Genomic DNA, 23,855 nt, shown 5'->3' with positions numbered 1-23,855 from the left:
ATACAAAACTCATGGGCGAAAAAATCACCCATTGAGGTGGTTTTGAGCACTATGGTGAACACTCCGGAAGCGAGGTTGTGGAATAAGGCATCGCAAACGGACGCGATGGCTTTATCCAAGCATCGAGGGAGGGTGATGGTAAAAGCTACGAGTCGTGAGATGCCGTGTAGGACTATATTTGGGTTCGTGTTGTACATTCCTTTGCTGGCCACCCAATTAAAAAGCCGTCGATGACCTCAACGGCTTTAGTCATTCCTTCAATTTTTCACCAGACTGATGGATTTCTTAGGCTAGTGACAGGCACGAATGACTAAACAAATTGCCCAGCTTTGCAAAAAAAATGTTGGTAGCTAAGCTTTATCAGCATGAATGCCTTTATGGTTTGTAACCTGAGATTCTAAAGGCTTGGTCAGGAAATAATGCGGCTTTTGCCGGTTACGGCATATCAAGGGTCGCTCAGCCATTCAAGAGGCTCTGATATGTCCGCTACTGATCAAGACGCCGCTGTAGAGCCAACCTCAGCGAATGTCTCCGTCCCAACACCCGCCACTGTATCTGTGGCTCCCCCAGTAAACGACGAAGTAGTTGATAAAGGAATGCATATTTTTCACTGGTCTGCGTGGCAAGCGGGCATGTGGAAAGGGGTAGGCATCGCCCTTGGCATCGCTGGCCTTCTGCTCATCGGGTTGGTTGCCACCTCCATCTTTAGAACGACCTCAATCATTGATGCTAATAGTGGTGATGATCTGGCCTTCACTTTTTCCGGCCTTGGCTTAATCAACAATACACTGTTGCGATTACTGGCCATGCTGATAGGTGCCGGGATTATTTTCGGCGGCCTGGCTGTTTCCTTCTTTTCAAGCAGTGACTCGAATCGAATTTCTCTTCAGGCCCTGCCCGCTGCGGGTGAGTCATTTAAAGCCATGGTCGCCACCCACACCCCGGGTTTAGTTGGCATTTTTATGGGAGGAATCATCATTATCGCCGCGTTGTTTGCTCGGGCTACACATGACTACTTGGCCCCTGATCGTTTGGTGATCACATCAGGCGACACGCAAACAGAAGCAAATAGTAAACCACCACCTGTTCTATTGCCTAAGTCTTCAGAAGTAAGAAAACAATACGAAGAGTCTTTGAAAAAAAGAACAGGCGGGGAAGCCATAAAATGAACTCGATTAAGCTGATATTTGCCATTTGGTTTGGACTTTTCGCCATCGCACCAATGGTCGAGGCGGTAGACGACCAGGAATGCTCTGCTGCTGAACAGGCCGCCCAAAAATCCTACGATAGATCTGTAGATGCTTATAACTCTGGAAATAAGCCACTATCTGTATGGCATGGTAAAGAATTTATGGATATTTACGAACGCAACAAAGATTGCTCCTTCATTAAAGCGCTAGCTGACAACCTGAATAGCATAGGAGTGACTAAAAAGACCGCTGATTCAAGTAGCAACATTGATCTTGGCGATTTGATGAGAAAATGCCAGCAGTGCAAGGCAGTTCTTCAAACAGGTGGAGTCTCTGGATCTACTGGCCGTGGCATCCAAAAAATTGATTGAATCTGAACGTTGCTGCTGGAAAAATCTTGAACATCAGTTATCTAAATAGGCGAAACGCCACAACCTGTGCCAATGTCTTCTGAGATGCGCAGAGGAAAGCAGGTCGCCATTAATGACGCTTTCGAGAAAATTAAAAATGAAAGCAAAGAAACTCAATTTAAGCTTATGGATTTGGCTTCTTCCAATTACAGCACTGGCCAACTCCGGTGATGACTTGAAATGTTCTGATGCAATAAAAATTGGCGAAAAAGCTTATGATAGAACGGAAGTAGCCTATAACGCAGGCGCTAAAGACTCAGCCATTTTATATAGTAAGTCTTTCTGGGATATTTACGACAGCAATAGAAATTGCACGTACTTAAAATATCTAGCTAGCAAGCTTGAAGTTATTGGAATAACCCAGTCATCTTTAGCGTCATGCGATTCATCCAATATCACTTCAGGCAATAGCAATAAAATTATTTCCTGCCATAAAAAACCTCAAACAAATGAGACTGAGCCCCCATCAGGTGGCGGAGGAGCTCCGTGTATCTCAATGTTAAAAAAAGGATCAAGAAGCCATGTTGAATATATTGCTTATATGGAGAAGTGTGATCCACTATAAGACTGACGGAATGCGGAAATCATCATGCATTAAAGTGTGTCAAGCAATATATTTATTGAGCACTAGAAGTGCAACTATTAATCAACCTGTCATGAATTTTCATTAGCAGCTTTGATCTCCAGAAATCTCGACATTTTCACGATTGCGGTCACATACTCGATGACCTCGACTTCCAATTCATTAACAAACACTGGATCACCACCAGAACAGATCGCATCAAGGCGGTACTGGCCGTCGCGTTGTTAGACGAACTCACGGAGCATGCATTGGCCATCCTTCAGGTGCACTCGCCGGCCTGGCATACACGGGAGGGCTAGATGACAGAAATTTCTCCGCTCCGCGCACGCTCTATAGTCGACTATAAAGTCTTTTTGAATCCGCCAGCTAGCGAAGCCAGACTCCTTTGTTCTGGGAAGCAAAAACGATGATGCCAGTCGTTCCTTCGGGCTTAAGCCCGGCTCGACGTCCTCACGTCATTTGGCCTACTCACGACGCTCACACCCACTGCAGAATTTGCTTAGGAAAACGCAGCCTTGATAAAAGTCTCCAGCGCTTTATCTTCCAGTATCTCAATAGAGAAGTGCCCGAAGCGTTTGGGCAACCAAATGATGCGTGCGCCAGACGGGGATTGCAGGTTCGCACGAGCCAATGGCTTTCCATTTTCGTCTTCTGGCTGAACACCTGCGGCCATCAATTCGTCATAGGCTTTCTCGATGTCCGGTGTCGAGTAGCAGTGGCGGTAAATCATCCCTTCACCCGACGTATCCAATAGCTCTTTCAGGTTCCCCGCCAACGGCTGTACCAGCATGAAACGTTCTTGGCCCATCAGCGCAATCGCGTAGCGCACATGCAGACCACCTCGTTCCCAGACGAGCGTTTTGGAGATCCTGGCGTTAAGTACCTGCGCGTAGTAAGTACAGGCTTCGTCGAGATTTTTGACCAGTACATCTACGTGACTGAATTTCAGATCCATTTGCAGCCCTCCTGTTGAAATGGCGCCCATGGTAAACACGACATAACGTTTTTCTCGATGCGTCGCTGATCGAACACGTTTATCCAAAGTCGTAGTGAAATATCAAAACGACGCTGGTAATGTCCCGGCTCACGTTCGCCAAACCATTAAGGGATGGAGGCGAAAATAGAAGCCCTGGAGCCGTGAACCTCCGGGGCTTTGTTTTTCTACTTTGTGGCTTTTTCATGTTCGTTTTCCATTGCTACTGCACCTGCAATGGTTACGTGCTTTTACGTGCAGGCTCAAAGCGCAGCAAGCAAGCGTTCGAGATGTTCATGCTCCCATGCACTCAATAGGTCGACAGGATCAGCTCCGTCGCGCTGCCAGAATTCGAGTGTCCCGATTCGGCCATCAGGCGACCGGCTTTCCTCGCAGTAGTCTAGGGTGACACAGTCATTGAAGAGGGTGAGTCCGCGACCGTTGAATCCCGGCTCACCAAGTGAGCTCCGTTTGATTGAAAAAAGGGGCTCCGGTGGAGCCCCTTTTTTGTTTACGAGTCTGCCCATTAATCCACTGACCAGATCAGATGGGGCACAAGTGTTGATGCCGGATATGGTTTCAGCCTTTCACGTGACACCTTACTCGATGGTGCTCATTTCCTTTCATAACTTGAGGTTTTTCACAGCCAACCGTACAGAGGTTGCAGCGTTCGCGGAAAAAGCATCCTTCTGGAAGTTGGCGATTTCCTGGCAATTCGGTAGGTGCTGCTATCTGTTCTGCCTGGAGTGGCACGCCCAGTCGGGGGACTGCTTCCAAGAGCAAGCGGGTATAGGGATGTCGTGGCTGATCAAGTACTTGACTTGCAGTTCCGAGTTCGACGATCTGCCCCAAGTACATCACGGCGACACGATTTGCCATGTGTCGCACAACCGATACGTTATGCGAAATCAGAATGTAGGTGAGATTTCGGGCTCGTTGAAGTTCGGCTAAAAGATTAAGGATCTGTGCTTGAACCGAGATGTCCAGAGCAGAGGTTGGCTCGTCCAGGACAATAATGTCTGGATCTGAGGAGAGCGCTCGAGCGATGGCGATGCGCTGACGCTGGCCGCCGGAAAACTGGTGGGGGAAACGATCCAGGTACTCCGGTCGTATGCCGACTTGAGAAGCGACTTTGGCCGCGATATCACGCATTTTCGCACGTGGCGCATTGCCCCTGGCCGACAATGGCTCAGTAATGATTTTCCAGATCGGCAGGCGCGGATCAAGTGAGGACTGCGGATCCTGGAAAACAATCTGTACGTTGTTTCGGCCTTCGCCGTCCTTGCGGGCGACCCAATTCAGTTCACCGCTGGTGGGTGCTACCAATCCCATCAATAGTTGGGCTAGCGTGCTTTTACCGCAGCCTGATTCCCCCACTATGCCCAGGGTTTCGCCCGCTCTGACCTCAAGATCTATGCCGTTCAGGGCATGGGCGTGGCCCTTGGGGCGACCGAGCCAGTCGTTGCTTACAGGGAAGCGCACGCGAACATCATTGAGTCGGAGAATTTCGGGCGCCATGTCTGTAACGGCGTGAATGGCAGCAATGTTCATCACGATAGCTCCTTGACTGGCAACCAGCACGCGCTCTTACGCTGATCATTACCGTTGATAGAGACGAGATTTGGGCGCTTCGCACATACCGGCATGCTGTGTGGACAGCGCTCTTCAAAGGTGCAACCGACGGGCAGAGAGGCGAGGTTCGGTACGTGGCCCGGTATGGTCATCAGTGGATGCCCAGGCTCGACCATTTCGGGAAGGCCGCTAAGCAATCCCTGGGTGTAAGGATGCTGTGGATTGCCCATGACTTCGTTGGTGCAACCTTGCTCAACGACCGCGCCTGTGTACATGACATAGACGCGATCGCAGAACTGCGAAACAAGTGCCATGTCGTGAGTGATTAACAGAATGGCCGTGCCTTTTTGTCGTGCCTTCTCTCTGAGCAGCAGGAGAACCTGGCGTTGTACCGTCACATCGAGAGCGGTAGTCGGTTCGTCTGCAATCAACAGTTGTGGTTCGCAAGAGAACGCCAGCGCGATCATTACCCTTTGGCGCATGCCGCCAGACAATTCAAACGGGTAGCTTTCCAGCACTTGTTCGGGGCTGGCAATGTGCATATCACGCAACAGGGCAATAGCTTTTTGGCGTGCATCAGAGGCACTGATCTTTTGGTGATGAATGATCACGTCAAGCATTTGCCTGCCGATGCGCCGCGTAGGGTTCAAGGCTGTCATCGGCTCCTGGAAAATCATCGCGGCATCGCGACCCCGTATCTGCAGCAGTTCCTTTTCAGAAGCGGCGAGCATGTCCCGATTGAGCATGCTCAGGCTGCCTTCTGTAATGCGATAACTACGCTCCGGCAACAGCCGCATAGTGAGCATCGCTGTAACCGACTTGCCCGATCCTGATTCGCCAACGACGCCGACGATTTCTCCGGGGTTGACGTGAAGCGACACGCCATTCAGCGCTTTCACATTGTTTTTGTAAGCCGGGAATTCCAGGCTCAGGTTGTTGATGGCCAGTACTGGAGTGGACGAATGCATGGTCATTTCCCCTGCTGCCGTGGATCGAGCAGATCGCGCACGCCATCGCCCAACAAGTTGAAACCGGTTGCCGTTATTAAAATTGCCAGCCCAGGGAAGGTTGAATACCACCAGTTGTCCAGAATGTAGTTGCGGCCTGTGGCGACCATTGCACCCCATTCAGCCGTAGGCTGTTGTGCTCCCAGTCCGATAAAACCAAGGGCAGAGGCCATCAGAATTGCACTGCCGATGTCCAGGCTCAACTGCACCAGCAAGGGCGGCATGGCGTTGCGTGCTACGTGCCAATGCACCATGTGCCAGCGACCGGCACCGAAAGTCTGGGCCGCTTTTACATAGCCCATTTGCCGGATACTCAATGCTTGGCCACGGGCGAGACGAACGTAGGAAGGTATTCGCACAAGGGTGATCGCGAGCATAGCGTTGAACAGGCTTGCACCCAGCGCGGCGGCCAAGGCCATGATCAGCACCAGCGATGGCACCGATAACATGATGTCCATCAGCCTCATGATCAGTGCGTCGAAACGCCCGCCAATCACTCCTGAAAAACAGCCCAGCAAACCGCCGATAAAACATGAAGCGAAAGCCACGAACAGACCAACACCAACCGACTGTTGGCTGCCGAACAACACCCGGCTGAACAGGTCACGACCGACCTCATCAGTACCAAACCAGTGTTCGGCGGAAGGAGGAGCCAAACGTTCTGCGAGATTCAGCGCATTGGGGTCGTGGCTCGCTAGCCAAGGGGCGAAGATCATGCACAAAAGGACAACAAAGGTTATCGCCAGGCCAGCCTTGGTCAGCGGGCTGCGACGAATCTGGTAGACCAGGTAGGCGAGTTTCTCGCTCCAGCGCGGACGACGCGAAGCCGTTATGGTTGCGGACATTTCAGTTTACCTCACCAATGCGTGGGTCGATCACGCGATACAAAAGATCGATGGCCATGTTCAACAGCACATAGATGAACGAAACAAGAATCGCGAAGCCCATCACTGCCGGAAAGTCCAGGGACTGAATTGATTTGACGACATAGGCGCCCATGCCAGGCCAGGCAAAAACTGTTTCAGTCAGCACAGCGCCGTACAACAAGTCGCCCAGGGTCAGACCGAGAACGGTTACTGAAGGGATAAGTGCGTTGGGTAGCGCGTGACGCAAGATTACCGTCCACTTCGACAGGCCATAGGCGCGAGCTGTGCGGATGTAGTCTTCGCTCAATTGATCAAGCATGGCTGAGCGGATCTGTCGGGCGACAACGCCCAACGTTACAAAGCCCAATGTTGCGGCAGGAAGAATTAGATGCTCCAGCGCATCCAGGAACAGGCTGACGTCACCGGCGAGCAGCGAATCGATTAGATAGAAACCGCTGATTGTCGGCGGGGGCGCGAGACCTTCAGACAATCTACCGCCGCCTGGCAGCCAACCGAGATGCCCGTAGAACAGCACGATCGCACCAAGCCCGAGCCAAAAGGCCGGAGTTGATATTCCGGTAACCGCTAGCGTGCGAGCGATTTGATCAATTGCACGGTTGTGGTAGACCGCCGACAGTACGCCAAGCGGAACACCGACCAATATTGCCAACGCCAGTGCTACCAGCGCCAACTCTAATGTTGCCGGAAAGAACGCTTGCAGGTCTTCCAGCACGGGGCGGCTAGTACGGATCGAAGTGCCCAAGTCTCCGTGCATGAGGTCGATCAGATAGCGACCATATTGTTGATAGAGCGGCAGATCCAGTCCCAACTGGTGACGGATGCCTGCCACCAGAGCATCGCTGGCACGGTCACCGGCGATCAACCGAGCCGGATCACCCGGGATCAAGTGTGAAATCGAAAATGTAATCAGCGAAACACCGAATACGACCAAAACCAGGCCGAACAGGCGTTTGCGCAATAGAGTAAGGAAGGCCATATGGCACCTCAGTAACACGAACGACCAAAATCAGAAGACGCGCCAGCCGCAGACAGGATGGCGCGAAGTAACTTTTTACTTGCTCATGCTGCCTAGATTGAAGACCTGTTCGAGCATTGGGTTGAACACGTAACCCTTAACCGAATCACGCATCGGAAGGGTGTAGCTCTTCTGATAGAGGTAGGCGTAAACGCTGTCCTTAAGCACCATTTTCTGCGCAGTCTGGTAAAGCTCGACGCGCTTTGCGGTATCGCTGGTAGCGGCTGCTTCGCGGATCAGCTTGTCGACTTCGGGGCTGCTGTAAAACGATCGGTTACCCTGCAAACCCTGCATCTTTGAGTCGAACCAGAAGTTCATAAACATGTAGGGGTCTGCGAAGTCGGGGCTCCATGCACCCACTGCAATGTCATAGTCCGCTTGGCCAACGCGTTCACGCAAGGTCGCATTGGCAAGTTTCTCCAGCTTGAGGTTGATGCCAAGTGGCGCCAACGCTGCTTGCAGGGTCAGGCCGATCGGCTCCCAGTTAGGATCCTTGTCCGAATACATGTAGCTGAGGTTGGTGATTTTCTGTGGTGCTTTTGCCAGGCTGTCTTTGGCGGCAGACGTATCTTGTTTCATCGGCGGCAAAGAGTTGTCGTAAGCCCACATGCCGTCCGGAATCGGCCCGTTCATGAGCTTGGCTTTATCCTTCAGAATGCCTTTGACAATGCCGTTGTAGTCCACGGCTTCGGTAATCGCGCGACGCGCGTCAACGCTGGTCAACGGGCCCTTTTTGTTATTCAAGTACAGGTAAGTCACCCGTAACGACGGGAATTCCTTAACGACAACGCCGGACTTGCTGGCGAGTGCGCCGAGCTGGTCTTCAGGCATGTCTTCAATGATGTCCAGATCGCCGCGCTCTAATTGCAGACGGCGTACCGAAGGCTCTCCGATGATCTTGATAACAACTGTTTTCAACGCTGGTTTTGGCCCGGCAAAGTAGGCGTTGGGTTCCATGGTCAGCGATTGGCCTTTCTGCCAGTTGCTCAGGCGGAACGGCCCGGAGCCGGCGGTGTGACTCGACAGCCACGCATTCACGTCGGCGCTTTTGCTAACGACAGCCGGGTTGATGATAGAGGCGCCGTTGTGGGCCAGAGTAAACAGGAACGGTGCGAAAGGAGTTTTCAGAGTGAAGCGGATGGTTTGAGGGTCAACGACCGCGACCACCATGTCTTCCGGAAACGCTCCAGATGGCCCCTGTTTGAGGGACATCAGCCGATCAAAGGAAAACTTCACCGCAGCGGCGTCAACAGGTGCTCCGTCGTCGAATTTATTGCCGGGTTTAATTTTGAATTCCCACACCAAATTGTCGGGGGAGACAGTCCAGCTTTCAGCCAGGTCGCCCTGAACTTCAGTGCTGCTTTTACCACCCTCGACTTTGTAACCTACCAGGCGTTGGTACGATGGGTAGGTGATAGTCCAGTCGTTATTATCAAAGGTAACTGCAGGATCCAGAGTCTGCGGATCTGCGGGTTTGCCGATGACCAGAGTGTCTTGCGCTACAGCCGCCGACGCGGCCTGCCAAGCCCCCAGGCTTAATGCGCCACACAGAACGCTCAGCAATAATTTGCTGGTGCCTGGAAAGGTTTTGCTGGTCACGGTGTTCATTGGGTTCATGCCGGTTTCCTTGATCATTCGATGTATGGAAGTAGGTCAGGTTTTTTATAAAAGCTATAACCGGGCAGTTGCAGGTGAAGCGTAATTAACGCCGACTACTTATTATTATCAGCCGCGCCAAGCGCGCGCCGTATTGCTGTTACTGCTGAAACTCTGCGGTTCCGTTAATCAAACTTTGCGATAGATTGGTTATTCGTGCCTTTGCTTATTCGTGCTCCAGAAGGGGGTAATCGTCGGCATTCGGCAGTTCGTAATGCCACCACTCAGTGGCAATTGCCTGGAACCCGGCGCCGAGCATGATCCCCAGCAACAGAAGCCGATTTCTTTGCACGTTCACTGGCAGGTCGGAGTAGTGCTGGTGGGACTTTTCTTCCATGGCGTCGAAAGCGGTGCCCATGTCCAGTGGCTCGCCATCGCTATCCACAAGTGTCAGATCCACGGCCACCCCACGACTATGGTGCGAACCCAAATGTGGGTCGCGCACGTAGTCGTTGTTCGGCAAGGCCTCCCACAAAAGGTACTGAGCGTATGGCGGGCGATAGGCGTCATAAATGCGCAGCGTAAATCCTGCCTGCAGGGCAAACAGGCTTGCTCGCTTCAAACACTCGGCGGCTTGGCGATGCAACAAGCATCGGGTAGTCGGGTAGATCACTCTTCCAGCCAGGTTGTCTGCACCGGCGTAGATCATGTCGATTTGCACCTGAAAGGTCTCGGCATCAATCTCTACAAGGGGGCTGTTATTCACGCAAACACTCCATTTGGAATTCGGTAGGGCATTGAGATCAGCCTTCGAACTGACCGAAAGCTTTTTGCAATTGACGGTTCTTCGCCAGACGTTCATCCAGGCCGTCGCCGTACTTTTCCGCGACAGCTGAAACGATAAGATTTAACAGGCACGCCAATGGGGCCGGGGAGTCCCAGAACTGGCCGACATCGGTTTTCAACTGCAAAAGATCCAGCGCGTAGTCTCGTGCCCAAGGACACTGCAGATCTGTGATCAGTGCCAGTGGCAGGTTGTTATCTGCAGCGGCGTCACAGAAGGTTTGCGTCACGCTGGAGTAAGCGCGGAAATCCGAAATGATTGCGTAGGGATTGGCGAAGCCGGAGTTCAGGGTTTCTGCGTAGATGCCAGACAGGCCGTCAACGTAGTAGACCTTGGGGCGGATGTATTCAAGGTGACTATGAAACGCCGTGAGAATCCCGCGAGTTGATTGAATCCCCAGAATGAATACCGCATCCGCTTCATGGATACGCTGCACTACGTTGGCAAAGGCATCACTGCGCGCCAGGCTATAGGCATATTGTATGGCCTCTAATTCGCGATTCATGGAGCGCTCAAGAGCATCGTCTTGATTGTTTTCCAAGCGAAAGGCTGCAATGCGATCGGTGATCAGCCACGACGCAGGCGTATCGCCGCGAAGACTTTGTTTCACCTCATCAATGTTCTTGTAGCCAAGGGATCGCAAAAACCTGCCCACCGAGATTCCAGTGGTCGAAGCTTGCTGCGCAATGCTGTCAGCCGACTCGAATGGAAGCTGTTCCGGGTTACCTAATAGATAGCTGGCGATGCGCTTGCCGGTAGGGGTCAAGCTGGAGAACTGTTGTTCCAGTAACTGAAGAAAGCTGTTTTTTTCGATAGCCATATCAGCGCACCAGTACCAGGAATGTTATTTTTATGTCATTAGCAATGTTTGTGTTATCAACATAACATCTGCTTTCGAGGCAACGCAATACCTTTTTGGGCGATTTCGAGCGGTGTATCACTTCGGAAAAAGTAAGGGGGAGGGTGCTGTTCTGCGACTGGCGGCGGCCATAATCGCACCCGGCATCGGCGGCGAATCTCTTCTGTCACGAGTGCTCGATTACAACCGCAAAGCGAGGGCATTTATGTCTAAAGTTTAGGCAGGTCACAGGATGCCAAGCAGGGTCATCTTTATGTTCAGCTCCTGAGCCGAAACTGACTGCGGCTTCGCGCAGCTGGGAATGCTCCTCGCAAGCTTGCCGATGGCATTATTTGGACGGTGCTGCTTGGCTTGGTAGACGGTCATTGCGAGGATTTTGGCTCTGGTAAGCTGACTTCTTTTATGACGTGATCATCAAAATGACAAAGCAATGGGAGCCATCTTGGTTAGGGCGACTGCTCACGCGCTCGAAGCCGTGGCAGCTGACCCTGGACGGCGACCAGCTACAACTTCGTGTCGGTGATCGAGTTCATCCTCTCACTGCTGAAAATTTCGCCAGGGGCGGAATTAAACGCGGCCTGGTATGGACAAGTGTGACGGTGTTCGTCGGGCTTAGGCTCCGGCTAGATGGCCTTCCCAATTCTGAACGACCAACCCTGAACCAGGCGTTCATCCATCTGGAACATCTCAAGCATCAACGACAGTTTGAAGCGTACTACGCGAAAGTGACCCAGTGGCTTGAGGAGGTTACTCGTACGATAGAAACCGTAGATGCCGAGTGTTGTTGGCTCACTCATGACATGCAGCAGGTGTTATTGGAATCCAGGGCATCGCTGGGCGTTGATGACGTAACCTTACGTGCACTTTTCGACCTCCCAGAGGTTCAGTCACTACTAGGTGATAAAGCCTCCCGGGTGAAGTCCCACCTGGACGACTGGACATCAGATTGGCCTAGGCGGTGGGAAGACCGCAACAAGCAACACTTGGAGCGAGAGCTCGAAGCCTACGCAACCTTGTTACAAAAGGTCGAAAGCAGACCTCTCACCGATGAACAATCCCGCGCAGTCCTTTGTTTCGACAATCGTGTTCAGGTAATTGCCTCGGCTGGATCCGGAAAGACCTCGACCATGGTGGCCAAAGCTATCTACGCGGTACACCGGGAGCTGCTGGCTCCTGCAGCCATCATCATGTTGGCGTTTAACAAACACGCAGCCACCGAGCTGAAAGCACGCGTTGCTGAGTCGCTTGTTCGCTTGGGGAAGGAAAACATCGCGATCAATGCGATGACCTTTCACTCTCTGGGCCTGAATATTATTGGAGCCGCAACCGGGAAGAAGCCACACGTACCAGATTGGGCTTGCGAAACGCTTCCTGGTCTCGAAAAGCTAGCGGAGCTGATAGATGCACTGAAGGATCAATCAGAAGCCTTCCGTACCAATTGGGATCTCTTTCGCCTTGTCTTCGGCCGCGATTATTCTTCCGTGCCGATCGAAGATCTGTTCGAGGCTATTGATAACGAGGGTAATGCGCGCCTAGTCAGCCTGAATGGTGATCGTGTGGCCAGCCATGAAGAACGTTTGATTGCCAACTGGCTGTTCTACAACGGAGTGGAGTATGCCTACGAGAGGCCTTACGAGCACGACACGGCTACCGCAGAACACAGACAATATTTCCCTGACTTTTACTACCCGAAGATCAATCTATACCACGAGCACTTTGCCTTCGATGCCAACGGTCAGGCACCGGCTCATTTCGTAGGCTACCTAGAAGGCGCCAACTGGAAGCGTGCGCTTCACAAGTCTAAAGGCACCCAACTGATAGAGACCACGTCTCACCAGTTGAACTCAGGACAGATATTCAATCATCTCAAGTTCGAGCTGACTTCCCGTGGGATTAGCCTTGACCCTAACCCTGATCGACCTCTACCTGAGTCAGGGTTGGCGCCGATGGAGCACGCAGAACTCATAAAGGTGCTCCGATCGTTCATCACTCACTTTAAGAGCAACAGCCTCAACGAAAAGACGTTGTATGAGCGCCTCGATTCCCTCCCGGTGAATGCATTCAAGTACCGCTACCAGATGTTTTTAGAACTTGCGATCCCGGTCATCAGGGCCTGGGATAAGGCACTGCAGAAGGAGCGGGGGATCGATTTTGAAGACATGATCAATCTGGCTGCGGAACACCTCGAGCGCGGGCATAAATCTCCCTATCAGCTTGTCATGGCCGATGAATACCAAGATGCCTCGCGCGCCCGCGCTCGTCTATGCCGAGCATTGGTTGCAGCGCCACATCGCTTCCTGTTCGCGGTAGGGGATGACTGGCAGTCAATCAATCGCTTCGCCGGCGCTGACGTCTCTGTCATGACTGGTTTTCGTGAGTGGTATGGTCATGGCCAGGTTCTGCATTTGGAAACAACATTTCGTTGTCCCCAGGAGATTTGCGACGCCTCTAGTCGATTCGTGTCGAAGAATCCCGCACAACTCCGGAAGACTGTTGTTTCAGTGACACCCGCAATTGGCCCGGCTCTCCAGGCATACCAGGTGACAAGTCAGGGCGAGATACGTGACGCAATTGGTCAGTATCTCGAGACCTTGTATGCAGGCCTCGTAGACGGCTCTGTGCCGCAAAATCGCAATGGGAAGATCACTGTTTTTGTTTTAGGTCGCTACAAGAACGACAAGCAGTACGTCCCTGAAGGATGGGTTCATCGGTACGGCGATCGGTTGGAGGTGCGGTTCAAATCGATCCATACATCCAAAGGAGATCAAGCGGACTACGTGATCCTTCCGGGAATGGTTGCTAAGGGGTTCCCGAACCTCAAAGGTGACGATCCAGTGTTTAGCCTGGTCATGCCTGAAGGGGATACCTTTAAGCATGGCGAGGAGCGCCGCCTGTTCTATGTGGCACTGACTCGGGCTCGTCGATCAGTCGCAATGTTTACCGTGTCCGGACGGTGCTCGCCATTCCTGGATGAATTGGTGAAGGATGGCGCAGTGACAATCACCAGTATCAAGGGCGAGGCAGTCAAGGAGGATCGATGCCCGGTGTGCAAGGTTGGAGTCATTGTGGAACGCAACGGAAAATATGGAGACTTCAAGTCCTGTTCAAATTTTCCACGATGCAAATTCAAGCCAAGACAAAATGCGTCTCCCCAACCTAAGCGGAGTGCATACCGGCCTCGTAGGTTTTGAGGTTGATTGCCCTTCTAATGATGGTCGTCGCTCCTTCGTACTCACGCCATCGTATGTTGGTGACTGGCCAAACCTCCGCCGCTTCGCTAACCGAACCCCTTTGTCCAAAGTCGTAGTGAAATATCAAAACGACGCTGGTAATGTCCTGGCCACGTTCGTCAAGCCATTAAGGGATGGAGGCGAAAATAGAAGCCCTGGAGCCGCGCCTCTCCGGGGCTTTGTTTTTTCTGCCGAGCGATTGAGCCAAACAGTTGTTCGCAGAGCGGGGTAACCGAGGCGCTCTTCTCTTCTGCGAAGTCCTTTTTGTAGATTTCTCTGAGCTCGATTTTATCCAGCTCTGACAGCAAGTTCTCAACGTTGAATCTGACGCCGCTCACGGATGCAATGTGATAGTCGAATGAGCTCACATACGACCACGGCTTGAGCACACGACGGATATCGCTCGGCCAACCGGCCAGTAGCTTCAGATCTGCTGGCAGTATGCTACCTTAGACTCCTCTCAAGGAAAGCAGGGGCGACAGCGATGGTCACAGGCAAGTCAATCAACACCGTCAACAGAATCATCGCGCACTCGCATGGCGCCCGCGAAATGCTGTTCGTAATCGAGCGAGCCAAGGTCGATCAGAACCTCCAGGCGCGACTGGCGATTGCTCACCTCGAAAAAGACGGTGATTCGATTCTTCCTGCGGCCATCGGAAAGATCAGCGAGTTCAATGCTCGTGGCAAGGAGATAAAGCGGCGAGATCTTCCGCTAATCAAAAAATCAGTCCCTCAGTACCGAAGCTGGAAAGACTGGCATGGCAACGAGCACAGCGGTGTGCAAATTCGAACCATGGATGTCTATCCCATCGACTTCGTTCGCCCGCCTATGGAACACCTTTTTCTGAGCGTCATCGATGGGAAGGAGTACATCGTGACGCGCCGAGTGAAAGTTGATGAGCCGCCAGCCGTGCTCATTCACATGGCGAACCTTATGCTCGAATTCTTCCAGGAGTTCGAGATCTTCGACGTTGAGCGCCAGCACATTGCAAAGGTGCAGACACGCCAGCTGCAGTGGGATTTGCTTCCCCCTGGTAAATACCCTTGGAAGAGCGCTGAGGCTATCGTAAAGCCATATCTTGCCGGCCTGCGAGCATCAGAGCAGGGAGTGATCGAACACCGCATCAGGGAGATTACTCGATTTGAGCCTGATTTCTTTGCCACGGGCCGAGGTGGCTATCAAGGCTACTTCGTCTTTGGCTTTGTCAAACGTGGGATCTATCTCCTTGAGAGCTCACATTTGGATAACGCAACCTATAAGTTTGGTGAGGACTGGGAAGTCCTGTCGACCCTGACCAAGGACGAAATCATCAACGGCGATCACAACCATAAACGTCTGATCCACGATAGAACCTGGGGACGTAAGATCCGTGAGATGCTCGCGTACGCTTAGCGGTTTACGACTCTTCCTCGTGCAGACCAGGCACGTGTTCTATAAAGGCTCGGCCTCTGGCGCTTCGGGACGGCCTCTCGGCCAGAGGCTGAAGTAATCGTCCAATCGTAGCGCAATGCTCGAGGGCGGATTAGTCGGGGTTGGATACGATTCGGTCGTATAACCTTCAGCACCGCTAACCTCACACAGAAAGGATTCTACTTTGAAGCTTCAGTTCGTTCGCATCTGTGGTTTTCAGTCGTTTGGTGTAGAACCAGAAATTGTGGATCTGTCTGACCTCACATTTCTGATCGGGCCCAATGGCTCCGGCAAGACCGCAACTCTCCAGGCGCTTTGCCGCCTCTTTTCTTTTGACCCCAATCAGCGGCGACTCCGTAAATCAGATTTCTTCGTCCCGCACAATGAGACGCAGGCACCAGATCTTCGAGCGTTGTGGATCGAGGCTGAGTTCACCTTTCCCGAGCTCAGTGACGACGAAAACGAACACCCGACGATACCTACTCACTTTGGGCATATGCGCTTGGATACCCCCGATGGTGTGCCCCGTGTGAGGTACCGTCTGGATGCAACGATTGGTATTGACGATGAAATCGAGCAGAGCCTCGTGTACGTCCTGGATGTGGATGAAGATGACGCACCGGTCGACACAGCCCCTGTGCCGAGAGATGAGCGAAACTTCATCCAGGTTCACTACCTTCCAGCTCGCCGGGATCCGGCTGACCACATCGCCTATGGTGCGAACGCCTTGCTGGGCCGTCTGCTGCGAGCGGTGAATTGGACAGAGCAGCGCGAGACGATCCAGCAGCTCACCACGGGTATTTCCCAAAGCCTGACTCAGAATGAATCGGTGCTCAGCCTCAGCGCCGGCCTGACCAAAACTTGGAAAGAGCTCCACAAGGGCCAGTTTTTCACGCAGCCGAGCGTGACATTCATGGCCAACGAAATCGAGTCGCTGCTGCGCCATCTTTCGGTGTCCTTCTCCCCAGGTCATGGCGAGCAGTTGGTCGATTTCTCACGGCTCAGCGATGGCCAAAAATCGATGTTATACCTCTCGCTGGTTTTGTCCTCCCAAGCTGTCGGGCGAGCGGTGCTGCATGGCAATGACGATTCCTTTGACGTTGAAAAGCTGCGGCCTGCGGTGTTCACCATCGTTGCCTTGGAAGAGCCTGAGAACAGCTTGTCGCCGCATTACCTGGGACGGATTGTATCGTCGCTCAAGGCGCTGGTAAGTGACCCCAAGTTTGCTGATGCCCAGGCACTCATTGCGACTCATGCGCCATCGATGCTTCGACGCGTTGAGCCTACCTCCATCAGGTATCTGCGGTTGGACGAGTCGCGTTGTACCGTGGTGACAAAAATTGAAATGCCACCTGATACAAAGGGCGAGGCACACAAGTTCGTGAGAGAGGCCGTTCAGGCCTATCCAGAGGTCTATTTCTCTCGCCTGGTTATCCTAGGGGAAGGAGACAGCGAGGAGATCGTATTGCCTCGGTTGCTGGCCGCCAAAGGATTATTAGTCGACGAAGCGGCGATCACAATCGCACCCTTAGGTGGTCGGCACGTCAATCACTTCTGGAAGCTTTTGACTGGCCTCAAAATCCCTTATATCACGCTGTTAGATTTGGACGTTTCGCGATTCGGTGGGGGATGGGGTCGGATCAAATATGTGGCTGCGCAGATGAAAAAGCAGCGGCCGAGTGATGTCTATCTCACTGATGATGAGCTCCAGACATTGCCTGCTTGGAACAGCCCGACCTATAAAATATTACAGGTTGAGAAAGATCCGTCCTACAAGTCTTACATCGCCAATCTTGAGCCCTTGGGTGTATTTTTTTCAGCGCCAATGGATCTGGATTTTTCGATGATCAAGGCGTACCCGGATGCGTATGGCTTATCCGCTGACGACCTAGTTGTCCCGAAGCTTCCTCAAGTCAAGTCTGTGCTCGGAGACAGCCATCATGATCGCCTGCAGTATTCATTGACCGACCGTAAGCTGTTCGTCGCTTACCATAAGTTGTTCAAGCTAGACAGCAAGCCCAAGTCGCATATCGAAGCACTCTCCAAGCTCACTGATGCGCAACTACTGGCCGCTATGCCGAAGTCGTTGGGCCGCATGGCGGACTTCGTCATCGCCAAGGTTGAGGGCCTTTCGGAATGATCTCTCCTGATGATTGGAGGCCATCTGAAGGCATCGATTTCGAGCCTAACGCGGAGAAAGCAGTTAGGGAGGTCAAGCGGTGCGTGGCTTTGACCGCCGGCCCAGGCGCTGGCAAATCTGAACTACTTGCACAGCGTGCAGATTTCCTGCTGACCACGGGAGCATGTCGCTACCCGAAACGGATCCTTGCTATCGCTTTCAAGGTGGATGCGAGCAATAACCTGAAGGAGCGGGTATGGAGGCGATGCGGGCCCGATTACGCTAGTCGCTTCGACAGTTACACATTCCATGGTTTCGCCAAACGGATCATCGAAAGATTTCGCCCCGTTCTCTCCGGCGATGATGCGCTCGACGCCGGCTTTCGCGTTGTAACCAAGGGGAAAGCACACCCTGCTCAGACGGAGTTTGGCCTTCTCATCCCTCTGGCCCTGAAAATCCTAGGCGCCTATCCAATGGCGGCGACTGCTATCAGGCAAACATACAGTGACGTGTTTCTTGATGAGTTCCAGGATTGTACGGACGAGCAGTACGCACTGGTCAGCAAGATCTTTGTAGGTACGAGACGTCGCGTAACGGCGGTCGGGGATGTGAAGCAGAAGATAATGGGGTGGGCCGGCGCACTCGATGGGGTGTTCGGGAAGTTCGCCGTAGATTTTGCAGCAGATCATCTCAACATTTACCGCAACTTCCGATCGCTGCCCCAGCTGTTAAGGTTGCAGAACGACGTCATAAAAGTCCTCGATCCCGGATCCGAGATGCCTGAGGAACTGTTAGGCGGGGAAGGTGGTGAAATCCTGCTTCAGGAATTCAGCGACTGCACAGAGGAGGCCATATCTCTTGCAGATCAGATCGATACTTGGATCAATGTTGAGGGAGTAGCACCTTCCCAAATCGCCGTGTTGGTTAGGAATTACCCTGAGGCCCACACAGCTCGCTTAACCTCTGTGCTGGATGCACTGGGCATCGCGCACCGCAATGAAAACCAGTTGCAAGATATCACCACGGAACCCATAGCCTTAGTGGTCGTTGACTTCCTGCTATGCCTCTACGGATCGCGCGAGCCGAAAGCATGGACAAGGTTGTTGCGACGAATCATTCCGGTCGATGACGACGAACATGGCGGTGTCGTTCGAAGCGACTGGAACAGGTTTATCAAGGAGGCTCGCAAATCTGCCGCCGAGGATCTTGCCGCCAAGAACTATGCACAGAGGTGGCGCCTGTTGAAGGAGTTCCTTGGCATGGTGGGGGTCACTCTGCTGACAGGGCTTTCCCATGATTACGAGTCACGAGATCGCCTCAAGGAAATCATCCGAGATCTCAAAAAACACATCGATGCGTCGTTGGAGCAGGAGCCAGACCTGTGTAAGGCCCTTTCGCAGCTGTCTGATGATCAGTCCATACGAATCCTGACCGTCCATAAGAGCAAAGGCCTTGAGTTCGACTCGGTTATACTTCTAGGCGTGGAGAGGGAGGCCTATTGGGGTAACGATACCCATGAGGTGCGATGCACTTTCTTCGTCGGGATCTCTCGTGCCAAAAGACGGCTCGTGGTCACTACAGCCAAAACCAGGGATAAGCTTGCCGACATCCCAAGTTGGCGTACCAGCCGGAATCCACACGGCGAGTTTCTCGGCTATATCGAGTCCTGGCAAACGGCTGAATCATGATGGGCCGCAAAAGTTTTCGGTATATGGAAGTGGTAGTTCTTACACTAGCGATAGATGCTGGTTATTAAAGGCTCCGCACCCGTCATCGCACCAGAGTGAGACTATGGCGTGGCGCGGTATCACACGGATGTATACGCTGATAACCATGAACCGAGGCGCTGGGCAAAAAAACAGCTTCCAGTTGCTGCTAACCCTTAATTAATACGGATGCAGATATGGATTTCTTGCTGATTGGTAGGTCTGATCGAACACCCTCAGAAGGGCGTAATATCGCCTATTTAGGCGTTGATAACTGGAATGATTACTCATACGTAACCATGTTTTATGTCACATTATGTGATGAGAATGGTGCGCGTCATGACCTCGGTAATGTAAAAATTGGTTTTGTAGGGCAAACAACCTCGCAGAGCACTCATTCAATGCTCCCCCGGCGCTTTGATACCCTTCCTGAGGGTTTTTTCTCGCTTGGTACAGACGTTGATTATTATAAAAAGCTAGCCAAGGATATTAGTCCAGAGACATGTAATAGTTTCTTGAGTGGGCTGAGAGATGTGGTGGCCAATACAAGTCGACTTGAACAAGCTACTTCGGAGGACGTATTTGGTACCTCGCTACTACGAGGTGTGAGCATAAGCACCATCAAGGAGCAATTTACTAGGGTGCTTCATGGCGGAGTAGTAAGGACAAATTTCTCATTCTTATATCGCAGACTTCCAGCTGAGCGAGTAGCAGGTGTAGAGTTAAGTTTTGAAGTAGAGTCGGATTCTAAACCCAGTACAAATATACATTCTATTATCGGAAGGAATGGTGTAGGTAAAACAACCATTCTTAACGGTATGGTTCAGGCAGTTACTGGTGGGCTTCCGGAGGGGGAGGGATTTTTTGTAACAAACGGATGGGCTGGCATGCAGACACCCATCAGTGCGGAATATTTTAGCAGTTTAATATCAGTTTCTTTTAGTGCGTTTGATCCCTTTGAGCCTCCTCCCGAGCAGCCTGACCCATCGTTGGGAACCTGCTATTACTATATAGGGCTAAAAACACCATCCTCGAGTAATTCCGACCTTAAAAGTTTGCGTCAACTTCAGGCGGAATACATAAGTGCGTTGGGCTTGTGTATGAGTGATCCGAGGAAAAAAGGCCGCTGGCATAAAGCGATAACTGCTCTTGAGTCAGATGAGAATTTCGCAGACATGAGTCTGCCATCTTTATTAGAGCTGAGTGGGGCCGATGCCCAAAGTACGGCGGCGGTATTGATGTCTCGAATGAGCTCTGGTCACGCCGTTGTATTGCTTACAATTACCAAGCTCGTTGCGATGGTCGAAGAGAAAACCTTAGTCTTATTGGATGAACCGGAAAGCCACCTTCATCCACCGCTGCTTTCTGCTTTTTTGAGAGCGCTAAGTGAGCTTCTTTATGACAGAAATGGAGTGGCTATAATTGCAACGCACTCACCTGTAGTATTGCAGGAGATTCCAACGTTATGTGCATGGAAAATAAATAGGTCTAGATTGGTATTGGATGCAAAGCGCCCGGAAATTCAAACATTTGGAGAAAACGTTGGTGTATTAACCCGCGAAGTGTTCGGCTTGGAAGTACGCAAGTCAGGATTTCATAGTCTTCTTGATGCCTCAGTACAAAATGGCGGGACGTTCGACCAGATAATGTCTGAGTTTAGTTATCAGTTGGGTTTTGAGGCTCAAGCAATATTGCGTGCGATGGTTGCGTATCGAGATTCACGGAGTGGAAATTGAATCGCATTAATCCCCCCGCAGTGACTGGTCTACAGTCTTTCACCCACTGCGCAAACTCTATCGTGCAGCCCCTCGCCAGGCAGCGAATGCTCGACTCATCAGTCGAGATTGAGGCGGCAGCAGTTGCATATCAATACCATGCATTCTTAGGTACGCTTTTTTCCATCCCTCCGCTATTAGCTGCAAGAGGAGATGATCCTGTCGTGTGTGGAACGTTATTAAAAAGTGAACTTATCAATCTCTATGATTACAGTATGGTTCAGCGCCATCCTGGTCGAGACTATTACGATCGGATACTAACTGCGGCTAATGAGAAGTGCCCCTACTGCGGAGGAATTGGCAGACCCCAAAGCCTTGACCATTATTTGCCGAAGGCTCACTATCCTCAGTATTCTGTGAATCCTCAAAATCTGATTCCATCGTGTAGAGATTGCAATACCGGAAAGAGTAATGGCTTGGCTCAGGATGCTGCTGGCCAGCCCATCCATCCTTATTTAGATTCAGACCGCTTCTTTTTAGAACAATGGGTTTCGGCAGAGGTCGTGTACACAGATCCATGTTACATTCGTTTTTTTACTAGCGTTCCTCAGGCATGGCCGCAAGTGGATGCGAGTCGTGCAATAAATCACTTTTCTGATTTCGACTTAGGCAAGCGTTATGCTATTCAAGCAGGAGAGGAGCTGGGTGTGCTTATCGATCAAAGGCGTGGCTTTTTAGCTAACTTAAGTCCTCAGGAATTTGCGCAATTTTTAAACTCTGTGGCGAGCGCACGACTGTTTCCAAATCACTGGAAAAAGGTGATGTATCAAGCGCTTTCTACCGACCATCGTTTCTGCTCAAGCGTATTCTAATTTAGGCGTTACTTTATCGTGTTCCTCAGCTAACGGTGTTTTTTTGGATTTTGAGGCAGTCGCGCTTGAAGGTGATTCACAATTTCTAAGAGCTGGATGGATTTTTGCGCGTGTTGGCGAGCGATTCGAAAAGTCGAATGCTTGACATCCGATTGGTGTGTGGGGCCGTGCGGAACAACTATGCACGCCCCACATCTATATACATCAGTCGCGGATGTACCCGCTGACGTAGTGGTCATGGCAATCGTCGCAAACGAACCCAGACTCAACCTCATGAGTCGCCGGCTCACCACAGTCGCATGTTGCGCGGGAGATCCGGTGCAAGCTCTGACAGCCAGGGCAGCGCGGACTTTGCTGGTTCAGCTCGTCGTCGACTGACTCGAAGTCAGCCTCGGACGTGGTGCACCCGCAATCGAGGCACTCGAACTCTTCCTGCTCTTCGTCAGAGCCGTTATCCCACATTTGAATGCCGCTCATGCCCGACCCCCTTTGAGAAAACCAGGAATACGCATTTCAGGCTGCGGATCAGGATTGAACTCGTTGAAATGCTCCCTCAGGATTGAGTCGAACCCGTTTGCACGGAGGTTCTCAATGATCACAAAGCTAAGCGGCACCACCCCCCGACTCGTCTGCATCACCTGGTGAGAGGTATTGCCCAGCACTTCTCGAAAGATCTTCACCGAGTAGTCATCGCCGCCGTCAATGGACAGAAGCGCACACTGCGCAGCGCCGTAGTAGTCGTTCTTGAAATGCAGGAACTCAGCGAGTACGCGCATGGCTTCGGGCTGTTTGTTTTCGTAGGCCATCAGCAGGTACTCAACACACTCAGCCTTGTAGCCGCCAGCGTTCGAGGCAAGGAACAGGCCGGCCAGGTATTGGGAGTACACATGACCTTGCTTCGCGAGTGACTTGTATTCCTTGATGGCGCTTTCAGTCGTCCACACAGGAAGGTGCAGGAAAATATCCTTATCCGTGTGGTATTCATCGTTCATCGGGTCGTGATCAAGGTTCTCCGCGAATGCAGCCTTGAACCTGGCGATGATCTTGTTCCGGGCATCGCTGACCAGATCAGAATAGGATTGGTCGTACTGCTCTTTGGCGTAGGTGTCGAAGGCCACACCGATCTTCGTACCCTCCGGCGCAGCCTTCAGAGCTGCCTCGCGAAGGTCTTTGACCTTGACCTTGATGCCCTTGTAGGGAATCGAAAGCGTGAGCTGGGAGGTATCAATCGCCTTGACGAGATGATGGAATGGGTTCGGCTGACGCATAAGGGCTGTGATCTCGATATCCCGCTCACTCAGCGGGGCTCGGGCCCAGGCGTCCATCTTCTCTTTACGGGTTTTAGGCTCACGGTTGTCAGCGCCAACCCGAGTGCCAGGCAGGATGAAGTCTTTGCTATCAAAGACCTTCTGGCGAATCGGAGTCCGATCTTTACCCAGGATCGTCAGGGTAAATTCTTGCAGGTTTTCTGATTTCGTGTTCATAGCACGTTCTCCAAAATTTGGGCTTTTGGACAGTGTCAGGCCACTAAACAAAGTCACTTTGCCCGGCTGGGAAGGTGCTTCATTTGTTCTGTTTGCATCTGGTTCGCTTTTACGACTGTTTGATTCCCATAGGTGGCCTATGGACATGGGGTCAGCCATGCGAGCAGAGAAAGTATCCCCACTCTCCATGGCTGTCAAACGGAGATTGTCCGCTTGTCGCCATATGGTCGGTGGTTCGGCAGAGCATGGCCCTAGGATAGGAATAGCTACGCTTAAGCGAGGCAGGCTTGCTGTAGGCGGAGCTAGTAGAGCCATCGAGTAGTTAGAGATGGGCATTAAATGGGCGGAATACTTGTAATCCTGACTCAAGCGCGTTGCACTG

At 52.0% G+C, this 23,855-nt stretch carries 19 protein-coding genes; 9 read left to right on the top strand and 10 right to left on the bottom strand.

All coding sequences use genetic code 11. The features are described 5' to 3' along the window. Positions 1-479: 479 nt before the first annotated feature. From F8N66_RS14125 to F8N66_RS14115, 3 genes are all read left to right on the top strand, one after another. Complete coding sequence (locus F8N66_RS14125) at positions 480-1,169, top strand: hypothetical protein (protein ID WP_150770748.1); 690 nt, start codon at positions 480-482, stop codon at positions 1,167-1,169. Beyond that, positions 1,166-1,561 carry a hypothetical protein gene (locus F8N66_RS14120; RefSeq protein ID WP_150770747.1) on the top strand — a complete coding sequence of 132 codons (396 nt, stop codon included), beginning with the start codon at positions 1,166-1,168 and terminating at the stop codon, positions 1,559-1,561. Before F8N66_RS14125 ends, F8N66_RS14120 begins: the two co-directional genes overlap by 4 nt. Positions 1,562-1,697: 136 nt before the next feature. Continuing rightward, the gene (locus tag F8N66_RS14115; RefSeq protein WP_150770746.1) at positions 1,698-2,165 is read left to right on the top strand and encodes a hypothetical protein; all 468 of its coding nucleotides are present in this window, start codon (positions 1,698-1,700) and stop codon (positions 2,163-2,165) included. 517 nt (positions 2,166-2,682) lie between these two features. On the opposite strand, the gene F8N66_RS14110 is transcribed toward F8N66_RS14115, so the two are convergent. The 8 genes from F8N66_RS14110 to F8N66_RS14075 form a co-directional block, all read right to left on the bottom strand. After that, complete coding sequence (locus F8N66_RS14110) at positions 2,683-3,138, bottom strand: VOC family protein (protein WP_150770745.1); 456 nt, start codon at positions 3,136-3,138, stop codon at positions 2,683-2,685. 597 nt (positions 3,139-3,735) lie between these two features. Next, positions 3,736-4,707: an oligopeptide/dipeptide ABC transporter ATP-binding protein gene (locus F8N66_RS14105; protein ID WP_150770744.1), complete on the bottom strand. Its 972-nt coding sequence runs from the start codon at positions 4,705-4,707 to the stop codon at positions 3,736-3,738. After that, positions 4,707-5,702, bottom strand: coding sequence for an ABC transporter ATP-binding protein (locus F8N66_RS14100; RefSeq protein ID WP_191622987.1), 996 nt, complete (start codon positions 5,700-5,702; stop codon positions 4,707-4,709). The genes F8N66_RS14105 and F8N66_RS14100 overlap by 1 nt, the downstream gene beginning before the upstream one ends. Next, positions 5,699-6,580, bottom strand: a complete 882-nt coding sequence (ddpC, locus tag F8N66_RS14095) for a D,D-dipeptide ABC transporter permease (RefSeq protein ID WP_150770742.1) — start codon at positions 6,578-6,580, stop codon at positions 5,699-5,701. Before ddpC ends, F8N66_RS14100 begins: the two co-directional genes overlap by 4 nt. Position 6,581: 1 nt before the next feature. Next, a complete protein-coding gene (locus F8N66_RS14090; protein ID WP_150770741.1) occupies positions 6,582-7,598 on the bottom strand; it encodes an ABC transporter permease in 1,017 nt (338 codons plus the stop codon). A gap of 75 nt (positions 7,599-7,673) precedes the next feature. After that, entirely contained in the window at positions 7,674-9,254 is a 1,581-nt protein-coding gene (locus tag F8N66_RS14085) for an ABC transporter substrate-binding protein (protein ID WP_150770740.1), read from the bottom strand. 205 nt (positions 9,255-9,459) lie between these two features. Next, a complete protein-coding gene (gene ddpX, locus F8N66_RS14080; protein ID WP_150770739.1) occupies positions 9,460-9,999 on the bottom strand; it encodes a D-alanyl-D-alanine dipeptidase in 540 nt (179 codons plus the stop codon). A gap of 37 nt (positions 10,000-10,036) precedes the next feature. Next, positions 10,037-10,897: a MurR/RpiR family transcriptional regulator gene (locus F8N66_RS14075; protein ID WP_150770738.1), complete on the bottom strand. Its 861-nt coding sequence runs from the start codon at positions 10,895-10,897 to the stop codon at positions 10,037-10,039. 458 nt (positions 10,898-11,355) lie between these two features. Here F8N66_RS14075 and F8N66_RS14070 point away from each other — a divergent pair, with 458 nt between their 5' ends. Next, the gene (locus tag F8N66_RS14070; RefSeq protein ID WP_150770737.1) at positions 11,356-14,127 is read left to right on the top strand and encodes a UvrD-helicase domain-containing protein; all 2,772 of its coding nucleotides are present in this window, start codon (positions 11,356-11,358) and stop codon (positions 14,125-14,127) included. A gap of 158 nt (positions 14,128-14,285) precedes the next feature. Here the strand turns inward: F8N66_RS14070 and F8N66_RS14065 are convergent, their stop codons facing one another. Continuing rightward, entirely contained in the window at positions 14,286-14,555 is a 270-nt protein-coding gene (locus F8N66_RS14065; protein WP_150770736.1) for a hypothetical protein, read from the bottom strand. Positions 14,556-14,650: 95 nt separating this feature from the next. On the opposite strand from F8N66_RS14065, the gene F8N66_RS14060 reads away from it, so the two are divergent. From F8N66_RS14060 to F8N66_RS14040, 5 genes are all read left to right on the top strand, one after another. Then, the gene (locus F8N66_RS14060) at positions 14,651-15,559 is read left to right on the top strand and encodes a hypothetical protein (RefSeq protein ID WP_150770735.1); all 909 of its coding nucleotides are present in this window, start codon (positions 14,651-14,653) and stop codon (positions 15,557-15,559) included. A 202-nt stretch (positions 15,560-15,761) separates the two neighbouring features. Beyond that, positions 15,762-17,717, top strand: coding sequence for an ATP-dependent nuclease (locus F8N66_RS14055; RefSeq protein ID WP_150770734.1), 1,956 nt, complete (start codon positions 15,762-15,764; stop codon positions 17,715-17,717). Further along, positions 17,714-19,384 (top strand): ATP-dependent helicase, encoded by a 1,671-nt coding sequence (locus F8N66_RS14050; RefSeq protein ID WP_150770733.1) that lies wholly within the window; start codon positions 17,714-17,716, stop codon positions 19,382-19,384. Before F8N66_RS14055 ends, F8N66_RS14050 begins: the two co-directional genes overlap by 4 nt. Positions 19,385-19,599: 215 nt before the next feature. Beyond that, positions 19,600-21,138 carry an AAA family ATPase gene (locus F8N66_RS14045; protein WP_150770732.1) on the top strand — a complete coding sequence of 513 codons (1,539 nt, stop codon included), beginning with the start codon at positions 19,600-19,602 and terminating at the stop codon, positions 21,136-21,138. Beyond that, positions 21,135-21,989, top strand: a complete 855-nt coding sequence (locus F8N66_RS14040; RefSeq protein WP_150770731.1) for an HNH endonuclease — start codon at positions 21,135-21,137, stop codon at positions 21,987-21,989. The genes F8N66_RS14045 and F8N66_RS14040 overlap by 4 nt, the downstream gene beginning before the upstream one ends. A gap of 473 nt (positions 21,990-22,462) precedes the next feature. Here the strand turns inward: F8N66_RS14040 and F8N66_RS14030 are convergent, their stop codons facing one another. After that, positions 22,463-23,473, bottom strand: a complete 1,011-nt coding sequence (locus F8N66_RS14030) for a hypothetical protein (RefSeq protein WP_150770730.1) — start codon at positions 23,471-23,473, stop codon at positions 22,463-22,465. Positions 23,474-23,855: the final 382 nt, after the last annotated feature.

Origin of the sequence: Pseudomonas fluorescens (assembly GCF_902498195.1) — a bacterium.
Taxonomy (GTDB): domain Bacteria; phylum Pseudomonadota; class Gammaproteobacteria; order Pseudomonadales; family Pseudomonadaceae; genus Aquipseudomonas; species Aquipseudomonas fluorescens_BU.
This window is presented reverse-complemented; position numbering and strand designations above follow the sequence as displayed.

Excerpts from the sequence above, each read along its gene's own strand:
- F8N66_RS14125 (WP_150770748.1), top strand. The coding sequence starts at position 480 with ATGTCCGCTACTGATCAAGACGCCGCTGTAGAGCCAACCTCAGCGAAT.
- F8N66_RS14120 (WP_150770747.1), top strand. The coding sequence starts at position 1,166 with ATGAACTCGATTAAGCTGATATTTGCCATTTGGTTTGGACTTTTCGCC.
- F8N66_RS14115 (WP_150770746.1), top strand. The coding sequence starts at position 1,698 with ATGAAAGCAAAGAAACTCAATTTAAGCTTATGGATTTGGCTTCTTCCA.
- F8N66_RS14110 (WP_150770745.1), bottom strand. The coding sequence starts at position 3,138 with ATGGATCTGAAATTCAGTCACGTAGATGTACTGGTCAAAAATCTCGAC.
- F8N66_RS14105 (WP_150770744.1), bottom strand. The coding sequence starts at position 4,707 with ATGAACATTGCTGCCATTCACGCCGTTACAGACATGGCGCCCGAAATT.
- F8N66_RS14100 (WP_191622987.1), bottom strand. The coding sequence starts at position 5,702 with ATGACCATGCATTCGTCCACTCCAGTACTGGCCATCAACAACCTGAGC.
- ddpC (WP_150770742.1), bottom strand. The coding sequence starts at position 6,580 with ATGTCCGCAACCATAACGGCTTCGCGTCGTCCGCGCTGGAGCGAGAAA.
- F8N66_RS14090 (WP_150770741.1), bottom strand. The coding sequence starts at position 7,598 with ATGGCCTTCCTTACTCTATTGCGCAAACGCCTGTTCGGCCTGGTTTTG.
- F8N66_RS14085 (WP_150770740.1), bottom strand. The coding sequence starts at position 9,254 with ATGAACCCAATGAACACCGTGACCAGCAAAACCTTTCCAGGCACCAGC.
- F8N66_RS14075 (WP_150770738.1), bottom strand. The coding sequence starts at position 10,897 with ATGGCTATCGAAAAAAACAGCTTTCTTCAGTTACTGGAACAACAGTTC.
- F8N66_RS14070 (WP_150770737.1), top strand. The coding sequence starts at position 11,356 with ATGACAAAGCAATGGGAGCCATCTTGGTTAGGGCGACTGCTCACGCGC.
- F8N66_RS14060 (WP_150770735.1), top strand. The coding sequence starts at position 14,651 with ATGGTCACAGGCAAGTCAATCAACACCGTCAACAGAATCATCGCGCAC.
- F8N66_RS14050 (WP_150770733.1), top strand. The coding sequence starts at position 17,714 with ATGATCTCTCCTGATGATTGGAGGCCATCTGAAGGCATCGATTTCGAG.
- F8N66_RS14045 (WP_150770732.1), top strand. The coding sequence starts at position 19,600 with ATGGATTTCTTGCTGATTGGTAGGTCTGATCGAACACCCTCAGAAGGG.
- F8N66_RS14030 (WP_150770730.1), bottom strand. The coding sequence starts at position 23,473 with ATGAACACGAAATCAGAAAACCTGCAAGAATTTACCCTGACGATCCTG.